This is a genomic window from Ahniella affigens (genome assembly GCF_003015185.1).
Taxonomy (GTDB): Bacteria; Pseudomonadota; Gammaproteobacteria; order Xanthomonadales; family Ahniellaceae; genus Ahniella; species Ahniella affigens.
Genome location: NZ_CP027860.1, coordinates 586,425 through 603,796, shown reverse-complemented (window position 1 = coordinate 603,796; position 17,372 = coordinate 586,425). Strand labels below are relative to the sequence as shown.

12 protein-coding genes are annotated in these 17,372 nt (G+C 59.1%); 6 read left to right on the top strand and 6 right to left on the bottom strand.

The features are described from left to right. Positions 1–28 precede the first annotated feature (28 nt). Positions 29–1,435, bottom strand: a complete 1,407-nt coding sequence (locus tag C7S18_RS02195) for an NHL repeat-containing protein (protein WP_106890002.1) — start codon at positions 1,433–1,435, stop codon at positions 29–31. A 250-nt stretch (positions 1,436–1,685) separates the two neighbouring features. Then, positions 1,686–2,489: a hypothetical protein gene (locus C7S18_RS02190; RefSeq protein WP_146151716.1), complete on the bottom strand. Its 804-nt coding sequence runs from the start codon at positions 2,487–2,489 to the stop codon at positions 1,686–1,688. 307 nt (positions 2,490–2,796) lie between these two features. On the opposite strand from C7S18_RS02190, the gene C7S18_RS02185 reads away from it, so the two are divergent. Then, on the top strand, positions 2,797–3,042 hold the full coding sequence (locus tag C7S18_RS02185) for a hypothetical protein (RefSeq protein WP_106890000.1): 246 nt from the start codon (positions 2,797–2,799) through the stop codon (positions 3,040–3,042). Positions 3,043–3,050: 8 nt separating this feature from the next. Continuing rightward, complete coding sequence (locus C7S18_RS02180) at positions 3,051–6,101, top strand: toll/interleukin-1 receptor domain-containing protein (RefSeq protein WP_106889999.1); 3,051 nt, start codon at positions 3,051–3,053, stop codon at positions 6,099–6,101. 325 nt (positions 6,102–6,426) lie between these two features. On the opposite strand, the gene C7S18_RS02175 is transcribed toward C7S18_RS02180, so the two are convergent. Beyond that, a complete protein-coding gene (locus C7S18_RS02175) occupies positions 6,427–7,035 on the bottom strand; it encodes a plasmid pRiA4b ORF-3 family protein (protein WP_106889998.1) in 609 nt (202 codons plus the stop codon). 178 nt (positions 7,036–7,213) lie between these two features. Then, on the bottom strand, positions 7,214–8,191 hold the full coding sequence (ftrA, locus tag C7S18_RS02170; protein ID WP_106889997.1) for a transcriptional regulator FtrA: 978 nt from the start codon (positions 8,189–8,191) through the stop codon (positions 7,214–7,216). A gap of 92 nt (positions 8,192–8,283) precedes the next feature. Here ftrA and C7S18_RS02165 point away from each other — a divergent pair, with 92 nt between their 5' ends. Continuing rightward, positions 8,284–8,682, top strand: a complete 399-nt coding sequence (locus C7S18_RS02165; protein ID WP_106889996.1) for a rhodanese-like domain-containing protein — start codon at positions 8,284–8,286, stop codon at positions 8,680–8,682. Beyond that, a complete protein-coding gene (locus C7S18_RS02160) occupies positions 8,679–9,143 on the top strand; it encodes a GNAT family N-acetyltransferase (RefSeq protein ID WP_106889995.1) in 465 nt (154 codons plus the stop codon). The genes C7S18_RS02165 and C7S18_RS02160 overlap by 4 nt, the downstream gene beginning before the upstream one ends. 1,057 nt (positions 9,144–10,200) lie before the next feature. Here the strand turns inward: C7S18_RS02160 and groL are convergent. After that, a complete protein-coding gene (groL, locus tag C7S18_RS02155; RefSeq protein ID WP_106889994.1) occupies positions 10,201–11,844 on the bottom strand; it encodes a chaperonin GroEL in 1,644 nt (547 codons plus the stop codon). 38 nt (positions 11,845–11,882) lie between these two features. Beyond that, positions 11,883–12,170: a co-chaperone GroES gene (gene groES, locus C7S18_RS02150; RefSeq protein ID WP_106889993.1), complete on the bottom strand. Its 288-nt coding sequence runs from the start codon at positions 12,168–12,170 to the stop codon at positions 11,883–11,885. A 342-nt stretch (positions 12,171–12,512) separates the two neighbouring features. On the opposite strand from groES, the gene C7S18_RS24795 reads away from it, so the two are divergent. Together C7S18_RS24795 and C7S18_RS02140 are read left to right on the top strand one after the other, a co-directional pair. Then, on the top strand, positions 12,513–15,986 hold the full coding sequence (locus C7S18_RS24795; RefSeq protein ID WP_240623967.1) for a DEAD/DEAH box helicase: 3,474 nt from the start codon (positions 12,513–12,515) through the stop codon (positions 15,984–15,986). A gap of 105 nt (positions 15,987–16,091) precedes the next feature. Further along, a complete protein-coding gene (locus tag C7S18_RS02140; protein WP_106893889.1) occupies positions 16,092–17,117 on the top strand; it encodes an alpha/beta hydrolase fold domain-containing protein in 1,026 nt (341 codons plus the stop codon). Positions 17,118–17,372: the final 255 nt, after the last annotated feature.

The window sequence follows — 17,372 nt, the reverse complement described above, 5'->3', positions numbered from 1 at the left end:
CCAGCCGGAATCGCAAATGGCGAGGGCGTTATTCAAAGCCATCCCGAAGCAGTCGATCGTCACCTAAGCGCGTCAGCACCAACTGGTTCTCAGACTGATTCTCGGGCATGGCATTGGCGCTCAGCACAACGCCATCCCCATCGAGCACTAAAGAATCAGCCAAAGCGGCCGCAGGCACAATCCCGATCGCAATCGGCACCAACACATAGCCGACTTGGTTGAATCGAGTGTCCGGCTCGCCACTCGGAAGCAGTCGTAGCACACCGGGATCAAAAGACAACCCTGTGCCGACCGTCAGTGCGAGGACGAGTCGATCGGATGCGTCGACGGTACAGGAGTTGACCTCGGTATAGGCGATCACATCAATTAGCGGCCGAAGCGTACGACCGCTCGTGCCGAAACTGGGATCCAATTGCCCAGTGGCTTCGAAGCGTGCCACGGCCAACAACGCGATCGTCGAATTTTGTCCGATCACGCCGCCGCAGGTGTAGAGGCGCCCCTGACTGTCGGTAGCAAGACGCGTCACGTATTCTCTGGATGAGGCGATCTGGTGCAAGTTGCTGAAACTGTAAAGGGCATGACCTGCGACCCCAAAACTTGAGTCCATCATGCCACTTGCCGTGAGCTTGCTGACAAAACTCACATTCGCGCCATTGTTGCCAGCGAGCACGATGCTGCCATCATTCAGCACACGAATATCCGAGTAGTAGCAGTCATCGCAGGCTGGGGGTTTGACGAGGACAAAACCCACACCTTGGCCAAAGCTGTCATCACGGGCGCCTTGTGACGTCAGTTTATAAACGGCACCCACCACATGCGGCGTATTCACCGTCGGCGGTACCACCCGTACCAAGATCGCGATCCCGCCGTCTGGCGTCAAGGCCATGCTGACAGGCGTCTCCTTGCCATCATCCGTCAGGCCCACGACCGGGTTGGCACAACCATCCAGGTCAAAGCTCTGGTCCTGCGTGCCTGCAGCCGTCAGACGACAGACCTCAATTTTGTCTTGCGGACCGGGAAGGGTTGCGGCTGCTTTGGTCGATAACAGCAACGGCTTGCCATCAGCCTGAACGAGAACCCTTACGGTCAAGCGGTGCAGGCTTGGGTCCAGGACATTATTCACGATCTGCTTGCCATCGCCGCTGAACGTTGTGTCGAGAACGCCATTCGGCAAGACGCGCGCTAGGGCGCTTCGCAACCGCACGCCTGCCGAGGTGTTGGTGGTCACGGTCGCCGCCTGATAGAGGCGACCGTTGCTGAAACGAGCGAGGTCGTTTGTCTCGCGAAAACTAGGTGTCGGCAGGTCGTAGTCCACCAGCGTCAGACCGTTGACGCCAAAGCGTGGATCCAGAAAACCGTCCAGCGGATCGTCTGCACGGACGGAACTCGTCCCGAGCAGCAAGACAACCAGACCACACCACTTGCCGACGTTCATCGAAGCACTCCTAGATTGGGTGCTTCGGAGTACGGAATTTTCAGGCTGTCGGGATCACAGTCGGCGGTTCACGCCGATGAGCATGATTCAAGTGCGCTGATCTGCCCAATGTGGCGGTGCCACGCCAAAGCACCGAAACGCTGCAGCGCTCGCATCGACTCGTCTTCCTTCCTCAAACAGACATTAGCAAGCCAAGAGCAAAGGATCCGAAAGCAATGCGGCGCTGCTCTGTACATCGGCAGTGATTCGCTTATTTAGCTGCCGAAAATGGCGGCTCCTTGGTCGCGGCGCGCTCCACTGAGGCGATCAGAGCCGGAGCCAATCGTTCGCTCGCGCCACATGCCAACCCGAAACCCAGTAACAAGAACAGGTTGTTCCCTTCGATTGCCGGAACGAAATTACCCTTTGCGAGCAGTGCCATCAACAACGCACCGATCACGCCAATCATGATTCGCGCAAACGCCTCGAAGACGTGATTCCACTTTCCCGTTCGTGCGTCCACCGTTGCCATAGTCTGACTTGAGTACAGAACCGATACCCAGGCGCCGATGCCGCCTGCAAGGGATGCACCCAAGATGTGCCACCAAGGGGTCCATTCTGCGAAGCTCGGCCCACGTGCTGCCATCAGGAACAGCACGAGCCCACAAACCCCGCCAAAGCAACTCGCGGAGACCGCTAGCCAGCGCCGCGAGCATGCCCTGTTCTCCAACTTGATCCATGCTTCCGCTCGCTCCAGAATGTCCGTCGCTAAATCGGCGCCAGCAGTTGCGGCCGTCTTGCTAGGCTCCGACAACACGCGAACCAGCGCCTCGCCGATTTGAGTCCGGATGTCCCGCAAGGTGCTTGGCCGCCCGATAAAGCTCGACTCGGCCTCCAACTGCGCCACCTTGTTCAGCACCTCAGGTCGCGGCCAATGAACTCTGTCGCTACTCCATTGTATGCCGAAAAAGTCATCCAAGTAGACAATGAAGTCTTCGTCCTTTCCGACCAGGACGTTGATGCGCTTTCCGAGCGCTGGGTCCAATTGACCTTCACAGAGAGACCAGAAGTTCACCGAGCTGCCGGCAGGAGGTTGAGGATTGGGAGGATTGGGAGTGCCGCTGTCGTCGGACATATGAGTCTCACCGCTGAAGTCATTCGGGTGAATTGATAGTGTCGGACGGTCTGCCGTCCTCTCAGGCGTTGCCGTAGTGTGCCAACTGCCTGTTGAATTCCAGGCTTGCCAGCGAATTCGCCCGAGCTACGGAATCGTCGCGCTTTTCAAGTCACTTTCTCGCCGTTATCCCACTTCTTGAAGACATGACAGTTGTTCCGAACAGCGCTTCAAACCTATGATCGGGACATTGAAGCGGGGGCCGGTAATGCCTGATACCTGGAAGACACTGATCGCTTGGATCGCAACGGTCGCGTCTGGTCTATTGCGTGCCTTCATCACGGTCGCACTGTCTGGCTACAGCCCGGAATACCCATCGAACGATTTCCGAACAGAGGTGGCCGGTTGGCGACATCGCCCGACGCTTCGCGACAGCGCCGACAGCTTCTCGCAGTTCTTGCTGTTAGCGCTATCACTTGGCGTTCGCAAGCTTCCACTGAGCTCTCGTGGCTGAACATCTGCATGAACGTTGACAACCTGCCGCGCATCGCCTTTATCTCCCACACGACACCATACGACAGTTATGTCGCTGAGCTGGAGTCTTTCCTGCTTGCCTCTGGGTTTGATCAGGTTTTTAATGATGTGAGCGCGATCAAGCCGGACGAGCTGCTCTGGCCGACTATCGAGCAGGGAATCCTCAGCTGCACTACCTTCTATTTCGTCATTGGAGACAAGACCAAGGACTCCGTGTGGGTGCAACGCGAAGTTGCATTTGCCCGGTCACTGAACAAACCGATTGTTCCCGTGCAGATCGATGACTGTGAGCTCCCATCGGCGTTCATTGGCCGCGATGTCATTGACTTGCGCACCAGAAGTCGAAAGTTCCACGATCAGAAGATCGCCGACTCCAAACTCGTCACCCGCCATACAGCGGACAAACTATTCGGCCGAGACACCGAGCTCGCGGTACTGGATGAGGCTTGGAACAACCAAGAAGGGATCAACATCCAATGCGTGATCGCCTGGGGCGGCGTCGGCAAGACCGCGCTATTGGCGCATTGGGTGCAGACCCGGTTCCGCAACCGCGGTTGGAAAAACAGCGCCGGGCAGCCCGAGCCCATCTTTTACTTCGATTGGACCTTCTACGACCAGGGCACCCGCGCCAGTGATGCCACACACGCAGGTGCGGCCAGCATCGGCACTTTCTTCACTGAGGCCCTCAGACATTTCGGCGATCCGGAGCCAGAAAACCCCGAACGCAAAGCCGAACGACTGGCCAAGCTGGTTCAAGCGCACCGCAACCTGATCGTGCTCGATGGCTTGGAGCCGCTGCAGTATCCCTACGGCCATGCCCAAGCCGGGCAGATTACTGACCCCGACCTTGCGCAGTTCTTGAGACTACTTGCTCAGAAGAATCCTGGGCTGTGCGTCATCTCCAGCCGCGAGAGGCTGAGCGAGCTTGGCGGCCATCTCGCGAGCAGCGCACCACAGCTAGACCTCGACGATCTCCCGACTGAGGCAGCGATCGCGCTGCTACGCAATCTTGGCGTTATTGGCAGCGATACTGATCTCATCGAAGCCGCCGAGGATTACCATCACCACGCCCTCAGCCTGATTCTGCTCGGCCGTTTCCTGGCGACCGCTCGGGGCGGCGACATCCGTCAGCGCGACACCGTGAGCTTTGAGAAGCTGGACAGCCGACGTGATAACCAGACGCGAAGCGCTTGGCACATATTGGAAACCTATGAGAAATGGTTGGGCAGCGCTGAAGGAAATCCCACCGACCTCCAGGCGCTGCGACTCGTTGGTCTTTTTGACCGACCCGCCACTCCGGATTGCTTGGAAGCCCTGCGACAACCTCCCGCGATCCCTAGCATCACCGACCGGCTCGTCTCGCTCGACAACGATGACTGGAATGCGTTGCTTTGGCGCCTGAACGAATCGAATCTGATTCAGCTCCGTTTTCCCGCACGCGACCCGGCCAATCTGGCCCAAAAGCCCGAGCCACGCAACCTGCCTGTGGATGCCCATCCGCTGGTCCGCGAGTATTTCGCTCGGCAATTGAGTGAAGACGAACCGCAAAGCTACCAAACCGCGCACGCCCAACTCTTCAAGTACCTCTGCCAAGTTGCACAGTACCAGCCCGACACCCTGGAAAGCCTCCAAACACTCTATCAGGCAGTGCTCCACGGGTGCCTCGCGAGCCGGCATCAAGAAGCACGCGAGGTTTATCGCGATCGCATCTTGCGCGGAACAGGAGCCGGCGGCTTCTACACTACAAGGACACTCGGCGCTTTCGGGGCCGAACTCGGGGCAGTAACAGCTTTCTTTGACTCTCCTTGGAAGAGTCCTTCGCCAAAGCTCGCCAGGTCAGACCAAGCATGGCTGATAAACTTAGCTGCGTTCAGACTCACCGCCCTCGGGCGTGTCGCTGAGGCACTGGAACCGACGCAAGTAGGGTTAAAAATTCGAATCGAACAGAAAGCATGGCGGAATGCTGCGATCGCGGCCAGCAATTTGAGCGAATTGGAAGTGAAACTGGGCATGCTTGAGCAAGCCGTTTCTGATGCGTTCGTCGCCGTTCAATATGCTGACCGCGATCCAGACCCCGAATTGTCAAGACGCATCAACAGTCGAACCATTGCTGCTGATGGACTGCATCAGTGGCAACCAAGCATCAACAAACGCATGACCGGAAAACTGTGTAGAGACACCAAAGCGGCAGGAAGCTATCCGTCGAAACCGGAAAAACTATTTGAGCAGGCAGAATCAATTTTGCGGAATAGCAAGTCTGACCTCAAGATGCTCGTCTCATTATGGGGATTTCGCTACTGCGACCTAATACTTGCCTCTCCGGAACGAGCTGCTTGGAAGGAATTTCTTTTCGGACACGCTAGTCGACTGAGTGAATTGTCGACTGATGGAACGCCTGAGTTGTCGCCGACAGCGGCAGAGACGAGCGAATCGGAGCTACCGTTTCAACGTGGACTGCTGCCAATTCCACAAGCTTCGCCTATGGCCTCAACCCGGCTTTCGGAGCGCGCAACTTCCCTTGCGCTTGCCGAAGCAATTTGCCGAGCGAACTATGGGTTGCAGTGGGCGCTTGACCGCAACATACTTCTGGAAATCGCTCTAGACCAATTGACGCTTGCTCGCGGCGCGCTCTACGGGTCAATGCTGGACCGTCGGGCGACCGACGCAAGTACGTTCTTGCAGGTCCTCAACACGCTGAAGGCCGCCCGCAAAGCGAACTTCTTGGACTATCTTCCCAAAACCTTAGTCACTGCCGCCGCCGCTCATCACCTAGTCAGCGCGTTCACCACCGCCGGGTCACTCCTCGACGAAGCCCAACAAATCGCCGAACGCGGCCCGATGCCTCTCCACCTCGCCGACGTGCATCTGCACCGCGCGCGACTGGTGGGGAGCATGAGCGCGGCAGACAGACAAGAGCACTGGCCCGGCATCGACCCCAAAGCCGAACTCGCGAAAGCCCGCGCACTGATCGAAAAACTCCACTACGGTCGCCGCTTTGACGAACTCGCGGACGCCGAGGCGGCATCCGAGTATTGGTAGTAAACACAGACCTTACTCACACAACCACGACCCTATCCCAAAAAGTCGCTCAACAGTCACATGCCGCGCCGCCGATCCAACTGGTAGTCCAAGTTGGATTCGTGGGTTCACGTCGATTTGTGGACGCTGCTGTCACGCCACAGGTGATCCAAACCTGCTTCTAGACTGAAGCGCACTTCCTCGCCAAAACCGCCGCGTGGCATGCGTTCCGGGCGATTACGGGGATTGCTTGAGGTGGGTGTGAGCTACGAACGGTACATTTCCCAAGAAAGACAGATGCTCGTCACGAACCATTGAATTCAGCCGACCACGCCATTCAAATCAATCAAGCCTTCGGCTGCTTCGCCCGTTTCGGCGCCTTGTCTCGCTTCTGAAACGCCTCGCTGAGCTCCTGTTCGATGACAGTGCCATCCAGATGTTCCGGGTCAAAGTTGTCGCCTAGCCAATCCAGAATGCCCTCGTGCTCGGGATGCTTGGGATTCGCGAGGATCGTCACCAAATGGGCATACCGGTACACACCGCCGCAGTCCTCTGGCGGGCAGGCTCTCGCGCCTTTCAGGAACTGGGGGCGATCAAATGCTGGGTCGGCTGGGAGGATTTTGTCGAGCTTGATATCGTGCTCCCAGTTATCGCCGAAGTCGTACGTATAGCGCAGGGTTCGGTGCGCTTCGTTCAGAATCTTGTCGAGCTTGACGCGCGCTTCGTTGATCGCGCCTGCGTCAGCCGACTCATCCAATGGCCGGCAGAATCGCTGTTTCGCTGTTGAAAACTCGTGCAGATGATCATCCTGCCAGCCCATGACGATCTGGATGACGAGATGGAGCTTCGACAACGTAATGTCGAACGGCGCGACAAACGTGCGCCAGATCTTCGGCTCGGTACCGCGGAGGGTGATGGTCAGTTGGTAGCGGGTTGGTGCGGGTTTCGTCGCCATGGAGATTGTCGGGGCTTAGTTGCGTGCCGATTTTTGCAGAATTCGGGCTGGCTGTTTGTTGCTGTTAGCGCCCGCTGCAGCCATAGCGCAAGATTGCCCTGGATCCCGGAACCCGCTGCGCGGATTCCAGGATGACGATGAGGAGATCGGCGTTCGAGGCAGAATGAAGCCTGGTCAGCTATGCGGAGAACCGTCTTCGATAGGTCATGGGGCTGAGCCCCAACCGTTTTCGGAACTGATGGCGGAGATTGGTTGCGGACCCGATTCCAACTTCACTAGCAATGGCTTCAAGGCCAAGGCTGGATTCTTCCAACAATCGCTTTGCTTGGTTGACGCGTTCGGCAATCACCCATTCTCCTGGTGATGCGCCGGTCGCATGATGAAACCTTCTCGAAAAGGATCGCGGGCTCGTTGCGGCCCAACGCGCCATGATTTCAATGCTCAAGGGTTCTTTCAGGTGTCGGCGAATCCTGTCAATCACGGCGCCGAGTCCACCAGTCTCGCGGCGATCGACGGGCGCGACGACGAACTGCGATTGGCCACCTTCTCGATGCGGCGCGACCACCAGGCGCTTTGCGACCAAGTTCGCGGCGGCGGCACCGAAGTCGGATCGAACGAGGTGCAGGCACATGTCGATTCCGGCGGCGCTACCTGCCGAGGTGAGCACCCGCCCCGCGCCGGTGTAGAGGACATTGGGGTCGAACGTCACGTGCGGAAAGCGGCGTTCGAATTCCTCTTTGTAGCGCCAGTGCGTGGTGGCGCTGCCGCCGTTCAAAAGTCCAGACGCGGCAAGCACAAACGCCCCTGAGCAGATTGACACAATCCTGGCGCCTTGCTCGTGGGCTTGACGCAATGTTTTTAGGAGGTGCTCAGGCGGCGGCTCCAGATAGTCTCTCCAACCGGGGACGAGAATCGTCCCCGCCGCCAAGAGGCGCTCGGCGTCGCCATCCACCTGCATTCTTGTTCCGTACTGCCCAGTAACGCTGCGTCCGGAGAGAGAGCAAGTCTCAAATCGATACCAGTGCGGACCCGCTTCTGGCCGATGCAAGCCAAAAACTTCGGCCACGCACGCAAACTCGAACACACAGAAGCCGTCATACATTAAGGCAACGACGAGCGGATTGAACGATTTCTTGCGCGGTTTGAAGATTGGCATGATCTTTTTGAACAATGGCAATGTTGCCAGTAGCTGACATGCTACCTCAACACAACAATGGCCGTGCCATTTCGGCCCATTGGAGAAGTACGATGAGCAATGCTGTCACCGCCACGCCTGCCGCAACACCCGCGCAAGCGGTCGAACATTTCGCCACCGAGTTTTCGTTCGAAACTGATTGTTGGGACACGCACGAAGCCCTTGCCAGCGGCAACCCCGGTTTTGTGCTCCTGGATGTGCGCAGCCCGGCGCTGTTTGAGCGCGGCCATATCCCTGGCGCCATCAATTTGCCGCATGGAAAGATCGTTGCGTCGAAATTGTCCACCTTTCCTGCTGAGACGCTGTTCGTGACGTACTGCGCGGGGCCGCATTGCAACGGTGCTGCTCGCGGGGCCTTGCGCTTGGCACAGCTTGGCCGTCCGGTGAAGTTGATGGCTGGTGGCGTAACAGGTTGGGTTGATGAAGGCTTTGGGCTGGTCACGGGACCATGAATGCCGCAGTTCAGGTCAGACGCTCAGCGCTTCGGGATCTTCCACCACTGATGGCGATGATCAGTGATCACGCAGCATTCGAGCAATCACGAATCGACGTGCTCGATCTTCAAGATCGTCTGGCCCTACAACTCAGCTGTACGAAGCCACGCGTTCTGATTTGGCTGGCGGTCGATGCCCAGGATCAAGCACTCGGCTACATGAGTGCAACGGTCGATTTCTCGACCTGGGCCGGACGGGACTTCCTACACATGGACTGCTTGTTTGTTGTGGAAGACGCGAGAGGTCATGGCATCGGAATCTTGCTCTTGCAAGCCGCCCATGCACACGCGGCGGAAATGGGAATGATGGAACTACAATGGCAAACGCCTGATTGGAATCATCGCGCAAGAAACTTCTACTTACGGGCAGGCGCCAATGCTTCAGGCAAATGGCGCTTTCGGTTGGCGGTTGGGTCGTAGGTGCCACTTGACCGAGCAAGTGTGTTGCCAATTCGCGTTGGGTTTGCGGTTAGGACTATTGCTCGTGGTGTGGCGTCTGATGCGCTTGCCCCACTCCGGCGAAAACTGGTATCGGGCATCTTGATGCCAAGCGCCGTCATGAATGCCGTGATCAGCACCCGCATTGTCGCAAGTTTGCCTGGCCTCCGGCCTTCCAGACTGCGTGAAGACGCCTCGATCAGCCCGAACGAGTCAAAAGATTTCGAGTGTTGGCACCACTATTGTCGTCATCCTGGAAGCCGCGCTGCGGGTTCAGGGATACAGGGCAATCTTGCGGCACGCTCGCAAGCATGGCGCACGGCACTCCACATTGAGCGTTTGACGCAAGATTGCCCTGGGTCCCGACTTTCGTCGGGATGACGACGATGGGGTCGCGCCGAAAACTCCCCGCGGGGCGCGGCTGACGCCGACCGGGCGATCCTCAATGCTTGAAACCACTTGCGACCCAACCGATTTCAGATTGAGTCCACCAATGTGGGGCGCATTCAGACGGACTGGAGCGTCGGGATCCAGAATACTCGCGGCACTGCGGCCAGATTGCCCTGGGTCCCGACTTTCGTCGGGATGACGACGCCGGGGCTGGTGCCGCAAACTCCCCGCGGGGCGCGGCTGACGCCGACCGGGCGATCCTCAATACTTGAAACGACTTACGACCCAACCGATTGCAAATTGGGTCTACCATTTGGGGGCGTATTCAGACGGACCGGAGCGTGGGGATCCAGAAAACTCGCGGCACTGCGACCAGGTTGCCGTGGGTCCAAGAATCCGCTGCGCGGCTTCCAGGGCAACGACAAGGGGAACCGCCGATTTGAGGCAGGCACTCAGCACGCCACCACCGAAAGCCCCAAACAGAAAAACCCCGCGATCACTCGCAGGGCTTTTCGCGTATTGAGCAGAAAAAGACTTCAACCAGAGCCCTCACGCCACCGCCGGGAAAAAGTCACGCCTTTTTCCCGGCGAGCGACAGACTCCAATCCGGCGCGAAGTTTCCAATCGGAAACTTCGCGACGAACCTTTATTAGAAGTCCATCCCACCCATGCCACCACCGTGGTCATGACCATGACCGCCAGCCGGGGCTTCTTTCTTCGGCAGTTCGGCCACCATGGCTTCGGTCGTGATCATCAGACCGGCAATGGAAGCGGCGTTCTGCAGCGCGGTGCGGGTGACCTTGGTCGGGTCCAGAATACCGAACTCGATCATGTCGCCGTACTGGCCGTTGGCTGCGTTATAGCCGTAGTTGCCCTTGCCTTCGGCGACCTTGTTCAGCACGACGCTCGGCTCGTCGCCAGCGTTGCTGACGATTTCGCGCAGCGGGGCTTCCATCGAACGACGGGCGATCGCGATACCGTGGTTCTGGTCTTCGTTGTCACCCTTGAGCGCGGAGATCGTGGCCAGCGCGCGCACCAGGGCAACGCCGCCGCCAGCCACCACGCCTTCTTCAACGGCCGCACGCGTGGCGTGCAGGGCGTCTTCAACGCGGGCCTTCTTTTCTTTCATTTCGACTTCGGTCGCCGCACCGACCTTGATCACCGCAACGCCGCCGGCCAGCTTGGCCACGCGTTCTTGCAGCTTTTCACGGTCGTAGTCGCTGGTGGTTTCTTCGATCTGGGCCTTGATCTGTTCGATGCGGGCCTTGATCGCCTTGGCATCGCCAGCGCCGTCGATGACGGTCGAGTTCTCTTTCGAGACGATGACCTTCTTCGCGGTACCGAGATCCTTGATCGTGGCCTTTTCGAGCGACAGACCGACTTCTTCCGAAATCACGGTGCCGCCGGTCAGCACGGCCATATCTTCGAGCATGGCCTTACGACGGTCACCAAAGCCCGGGGCCTTGACGGCGCAGACCTTGACGATGCCGCGGATCGTGTTGACCACGAGCGTGGCCAGGGCTTCGCCTTCCACTTCTTCAGCGATGATCAGCAGCGGCTTGCCAGCCTTGGCAACGCCTTCGAGCACCGGCAGCAGGTCACGAACGTTCGAGATCTTCTTGTCGTGCAGCAGGATGTACGGGCTGTCGAGCTCGGCGCTCATGCTCTGCTGGTTGTTGATGAAGTAAGGCGACAGGTAGCCGCGGTCGAACTGCATGCCTTCGACGACATCCAGCGAGTTGTCGAGGCCCGAGCCTTCTTCAACCGTGATCACGCCTTCCTTGCCCACCTTGTCCATGGCCTTGGCGATCAGCTCACCGATGGCATGGTCGGAGTTGGCCGAGATCGAACCGACCTGGGCGATTTCCTTCGAGGTGTTGCACGGCTTCGACTGCGCCTTCAGCGCGTCAACCGCGCCGGCAACGGCTTTGTCGATACCACGCTTCAGGTCCATCGGGTTCATGCCCGCAGCGACGGCCTTCATGCCTTCGCGGATCAGGGCCTGAGCCAGCACGGTTGCGGTCGTGGTGCCGTCACCAGCGACGTCGGAGGTCTTGGAAGCAACTTCCTTGACCATCTGCGCGCCCATGTTCTCGAACTTGTCAGCGAGTTCGATTTCCTTGGCGACGGACACGCCGTCCTTGGTGATGGTCGGGGCGCCGAAGCTCTTTTCGAGCACGACGTTACGGCCCTTCGGACCGAGCGTGGCCTTGACGGCATTGGCGAGGACGTTGACACCACGCACCATGCGGGCGCGGGCATCTTCAGCAAAACGAATTTCTTTGGCTGCCATGTGCTTAATCTCTCAAAAGGTCAGAGCAGTACCGGCGATCAGCCGATCACCGCAAAAATGTCGTCTTCGCGCACGACCAGGTATTCGGTGCCGTTGATCTTGACTTCGGTACCGGTGTACTTGCCGAACAGGACCTTGTCGCCGACCTGAACGGTCAGGCCCTTGGTGCTGCCGTTGTCGAGCGTCTTGCCCGGGCCGACGGCCACGACTTCGCCACGAATCGGCTTTTCGGTCGCCGAATCAGGGATGACGATGCCACCAGCGGACACGCGCTCTTCTTCCATCCGCTTCAGAACCACGCGGTCATGCAAAGGCTTCAAGTTCATAGCTTCTTCCTAACTCTATGATTGTGTGAGAAATTTCGAGTGTTGTTAGCACTCACCCTAAGTGAGTGCCAATTCTAGCCGCGAACTGTGTCCGGGAAAAGACGTTCGCCGGCGGTGGGCGAAAGATGGGGCGGTTTCAGGCGGTTTCAAGTGGTGGGTCGACGCCCCAAGGCACGAAGCGGTGGAGACCAACGGCCCGTCAGCAGTGTCGCGCCCATGCCACTTTCGATCGGCAATTCGCTGAAGAACGCGCGCAAAACCATCGGCTTTGGGCGTCGCCAAGATCAGCGGAGACCGCAGCACCCTCTAAACTACCCTCTTGTCTCAATACGATCGTATGAAATGACACCAGAATCCCGCGCCGCAGCTGGGGCCCATATCCTTGGGTACCTCACCCGCCAGCCTTGGCAAAGCATGTTCACCCAAGCCACCCTGCAACGCGCGCGGGCGCTGGTCTCTGGCGTGTCGCTGGCAGGACTTTTTCAGGAAAAGAGTGCTTCGGTTGCGCGGTTCGATGTCATCTCGTCTAGCGGCAGCACCTTTTACGAGCTGGAGTTGATCATCCAACACAAGCGCGACGCGCTGGCCCTAACCTGCGACTGTCCGGTCGGCTCGCACTGCAAACACGGCGCAGCGGCATTGATGGTGATTGGCACCGCAGCAGGCATGGCAAAGCAGCTGCGCGAGTTGGAGGCGTTCATCACGAACGAACAAGTCGTTTTGGAAGCGCCGAGCACCAGGCCGCCTGCCCGCCTCGATCGAGTCAGCCCCACCACTCCCGCGCCGCTCTCGGCAGAGCAGCTCGAACGCCTTTCGGCGCAGCAAAACCTGTCCGATTGGCAGAGTTGGCTGAACACGCAGCAAGCGCGCCTGAATTACTTCCGCGATTTGCGAACTGCAGAGCCGCCCACGCGCCTGCTGTTTCGCCTCTCCGCAGTGGCGAAGAGCCTGCGCATCAAGTTTTCGGTCACGTTCCCCAATCAGACCACGGCAGCCGGCAAGCCGCGCGCGCCCAAGGTCATTCGACCATTCACGTACTCGCATCTCGATTCGCGCGAGCTAAACGGCTACAACGTCGACAAACATGATGTGGCCATGCTTGAGCGATTGATCCCGTATCTGTCGATGTATGGGAACCATGAATCGTTGACGCTTTCCGGCTACGGGATCGACGACATCGTCCGCCGCTTGCTTGGCAACTACCATTGCGTCATCGATGGCACCCAGACGCCGCTGCGCCTTTGCGAAGCACTCGATCCCGACCTGTCTTGGCAGGAAACCAAGGGTGACAAGCGCCGACTGCAACTGGGCGTCGCTGACCGGGTCGCCATGCTGGATTTCGGTGATCTCTGGTATTTCGATGAGACCAACGCCGAACTGGGGCCGGTCAGCGGGCTCTCGTTCAAGCACTGGCGCGCCATTCAGGAATCCCCTGAGCTCCTGCCCGCCGCGAGCGGCCAGATCAGTCACTTGCTCGCCGGACTGGATTGGCCGATTGCTATTCCCATGGCCACGAGCAAGGCCATGCAGAGCGTGGACGGACCACCCACTGCGCACTTGTTCCTGCAAATCGGTCAGTCTAAGCGTTCGAATGATCAACGCGAATGGTACGCCACCATGCGTTTTCAGTATGGCGACGCCTGGGTACTCGATGATCGCGCCGCGCGCACGGTCGTCGAGCATGACGATCTGCTAGACGTCCTTGTCATCACGCGTGATCCCATTGCTGAGCAGCGCTTCCGGCAGATCATCAACGACCTGGGAGGACAGCCCCCATCCATCTGGCCGGGACTCGCAAAGATCGACCCACAGAGTGCGATCACGATCTGGCAGATGCCGAGCCGCACCGCCACGTCGATGCAGAGCACGGCTGGATTTTGGCTCTCGCTCTCGGCCGCACTCGCCAGCCGGGGCGTCACCTTGCATGTTCCAGACCACGTCAGTATTCAGACCATCGACGCGGTCGTCGATACCCTGCAACTGGACGTTCAAGAAGCCGATGGCCTGCCGGGTTGGTTCAACCTCGAACTCGGCGTCGATGTGGATGGCCAGCGGGTGTCATTGCTGCCGATTTTGGCCAGGGCGTTGGACCTACCAACGCTCGCGCTACCTGCCGCGGCAACGGAGTTACCCGACGCTGTCGTTCATCTGCGCTTGGATGATCAACGTCATCTACGGATTCCGCTCGCCGATATCCGCCGCTACCTGGCACCACTGACCGAATGGCTGGAGCAACTTGACCAGCGCGGCTTGCAGCTGCCGATTGCTCGCAGCGATGTCCTTGCCGACATGCTGGACCAAAGCCTCGCCTTGCGTGCCCCAAAAACCCTGACGCGCCTTAGCCGAGCCCTACGAGGTGACTGGAAACCGTTGAACCCTCCCGACCCGGAAGGGCTGCAAGCAGCACTTCGCGACTATCAATGGGCTGGTGTGCGCTGGCTGGATTTTCTGGCGGAGTACGGCTTGGGTGGCATCCTCGCCGACGATATGGGGCTCGGCAAGACCATGCAGGTGCTGGCGCATCTTCTTGCCGAGCGCCGCAAGCAGGCCGCGCGTGGCGACGCGTTGCGTCCAAGCTTGGTCGTCATGCCCACCTCCCTGGTACCGAATTGGCAGTCCGAAGCCGCGCGTTTCGCGCCATCACTGCGCGTGTTGACGCTGCATGGTGGCGATCGCCATCAACAGTTCGATGCAATTGCTCAGCACGATTTGGTCCTGACGACCTACGCGCTGCTCCATCGCGATATTGACTTGTTGAAGCGTCATCATTTCGGCCTTGCGGTCTTTGATGAAGCCCAGGCGCTGCGCAATGCGAGCACGCTAGGCGCGCGCGCGGCACGCGAACTCATGGCCGACCGCCGTCTCGCGATGACCGGCACGCCAATTGAAAACCACTTGGGTGAACTGTGGGCACAAACCGACTTGGTGCTGCCCGGTTTGTTCGGGACGGCGCGCGACTTTGCGACGCGCTATCGCAATCCGATCGAAAAACAACAGGACCAAGCCCGCAAAGAACAGTTGCATGCACGCCTGCGGCCGTTCGTGCTGCGGCGAAACAAGTCTGAAGTGGCGAAGGAGCTGCCTGCGAAAACCCTGATCACGCGGCGAATTGCGATCGAAGGCAAACAGCGCGACTTGTACGAGAGCTTGCGGCTTGCCATGCACAAGAAGGTGCGGCAGGCCATTGGCAAGCGTGGACTGAACGCATCGAGCATTATCATTCTGGACGCACTGCTCAAGCTCCGCCAAGTGTGCTGCGACCCGGCGCTGGTCAAGCTACCCGAGGCCAAGAAAGTCGGCATCAGCGCCAAGCGCGAGTACTTCCAAGAGATGTTGCAGGAACTATTGGAGGAAGGTCGCCGGATTCTCGTGTTTTCGCAGTTCACCGAGATGCTCGATCTCCTGGAGGCCGACCTGCAGCACGCGGCAATTGCCTATACGCGACTCGATGGCAGTACCAAGGACCGCGCCGTTCCCGTGCAATCGTTCCAGTCTGGCTCGGTACCGGTCATGCTGATCAGCCTGAAAGCCGGCGGTACGGGCCTCAACCTGACGGCGGCCGACACGGTCATTCATTACGACCCGTGGTGGAACCCAGCTGTCATGCGCCAAGCCGAGGATCGGGCCCACCGAATCGGCCAGGACAAGCCGGTATTCGTCTATAGCCTCGTCTGCGAAGATACGGTCGAGGACCGCATCCTCGAATTGCAATCGCGCAAGGCCGAATTGGCCAAAGCGATCTTGGAGGGCGGCAGCGTCGATGCCATGAGCCTGGACGAAGCCACCCTGAATGCCCTGTTTGCGCCGCCGCGATGAGCAAACTGCGTTCTGATCGCACCATGAGCGGCACCATTGGGCTGCTCAAGAACACGAATCTACGGCGTGCTCCGAGCGCTGCACCACGGTGACGAGGAACCATTGATGCCAAGCCTGCGCGCTCGATTGATCATCGCGCTTCTGAAGCGCCGGCACTGGTTTCGCGGTCAATGGCGGCGACCCACGATTGGTTCGGACACTGATATCCGCGTGTTGCGCGAGCGGGCAGAACGCGGTGCGGCGCGTTTTGGTGGGCGGATCGACGACTTACGGATCGAATCTGTTCAGTTCGATCAGGTCGCCGCTGAATGGTTGACGCCGAACGCCAATGCTAGGGAGGGTTTGAATAAATCCATCCTGGACTTTCAGACCCGCATCGCCACTGAACAAATTCAGAGGCTCCCAAGTGATCAGACCCTGCTCTACTTTCATGGCGGCGGCTACGTGATGGGGTCGATCGGTGGTCATCGCGGCATCGTCGCCAAGCTCGTGCGCGCGTCCGGAATTCGCGCGCTGCACTTTGACTACCGCCTCGCCCCCGAGCATCCGTTTCCGGCTGCACTGGAGGATGCACTGACGGCCTATCGCGGTCTGCTGAACGTTGGCATCGATCCGTGCGACGTTGCGTTCGTTGGCGACTCTGCGGGCGCCGGCCTCCTGCTCGCAACCTTGCTCGCGCTGAAAGACCAGGCTATGCCACTCCCGGCCGCTGCGGCGGCCCTGTCGCCGTGGACTGACTTGGCTTGCACCGGCGCATCGTACGCCCACCCGGATGACCTGGCGCCGGATGGCTCGTTCACTACTTACGCGCAGTGGTATGCGGGCCAAACACCGCTGACGCATCCGCTGGTCTCACCGCTTTATGGCGTGCTGCAGGACCTGCCACCACTATTCCTGTGCGCTGGCGGTGCGGAGTCCATGCTTGATGACACCGTCGCGTTTGCCGCTCGTGCCCGCGCTGCAGGCATCAATGTTACTGAGCGCATCGATCCGGGCATGGTGCATTGCTACCCACTGATGGCGCCGCTGTTTCCAGAGGCAACTGCGGCGTATCAGGCGCTGGTCGTGTTTCTCCAGCAAAACCTCGCCGCTCGCGCTGAAGTGGTTCCTCAGAGCGACGACGCCTTATGAGCCGTGTCAGAAATCCTGGAGTTTTGTTTGCCAGTGGGGCCGAAAACCCGCGCCACGGCCAATTGCCGGTCGGGCCAACAACCATGACGGAGTCGGCCCGACGACATTCCTCAATGAGCAGAATGGACCCTGCGTTCGGCGCACATTGTGCGCCTTCCCTTGGCGTGACGCAGTAACGACTGTCGACGCAATCAAGCGCCCTGCAGGAATCAGTCTGCTGATTCAGCAAAGCAAATCAACACCATCCACCACGAA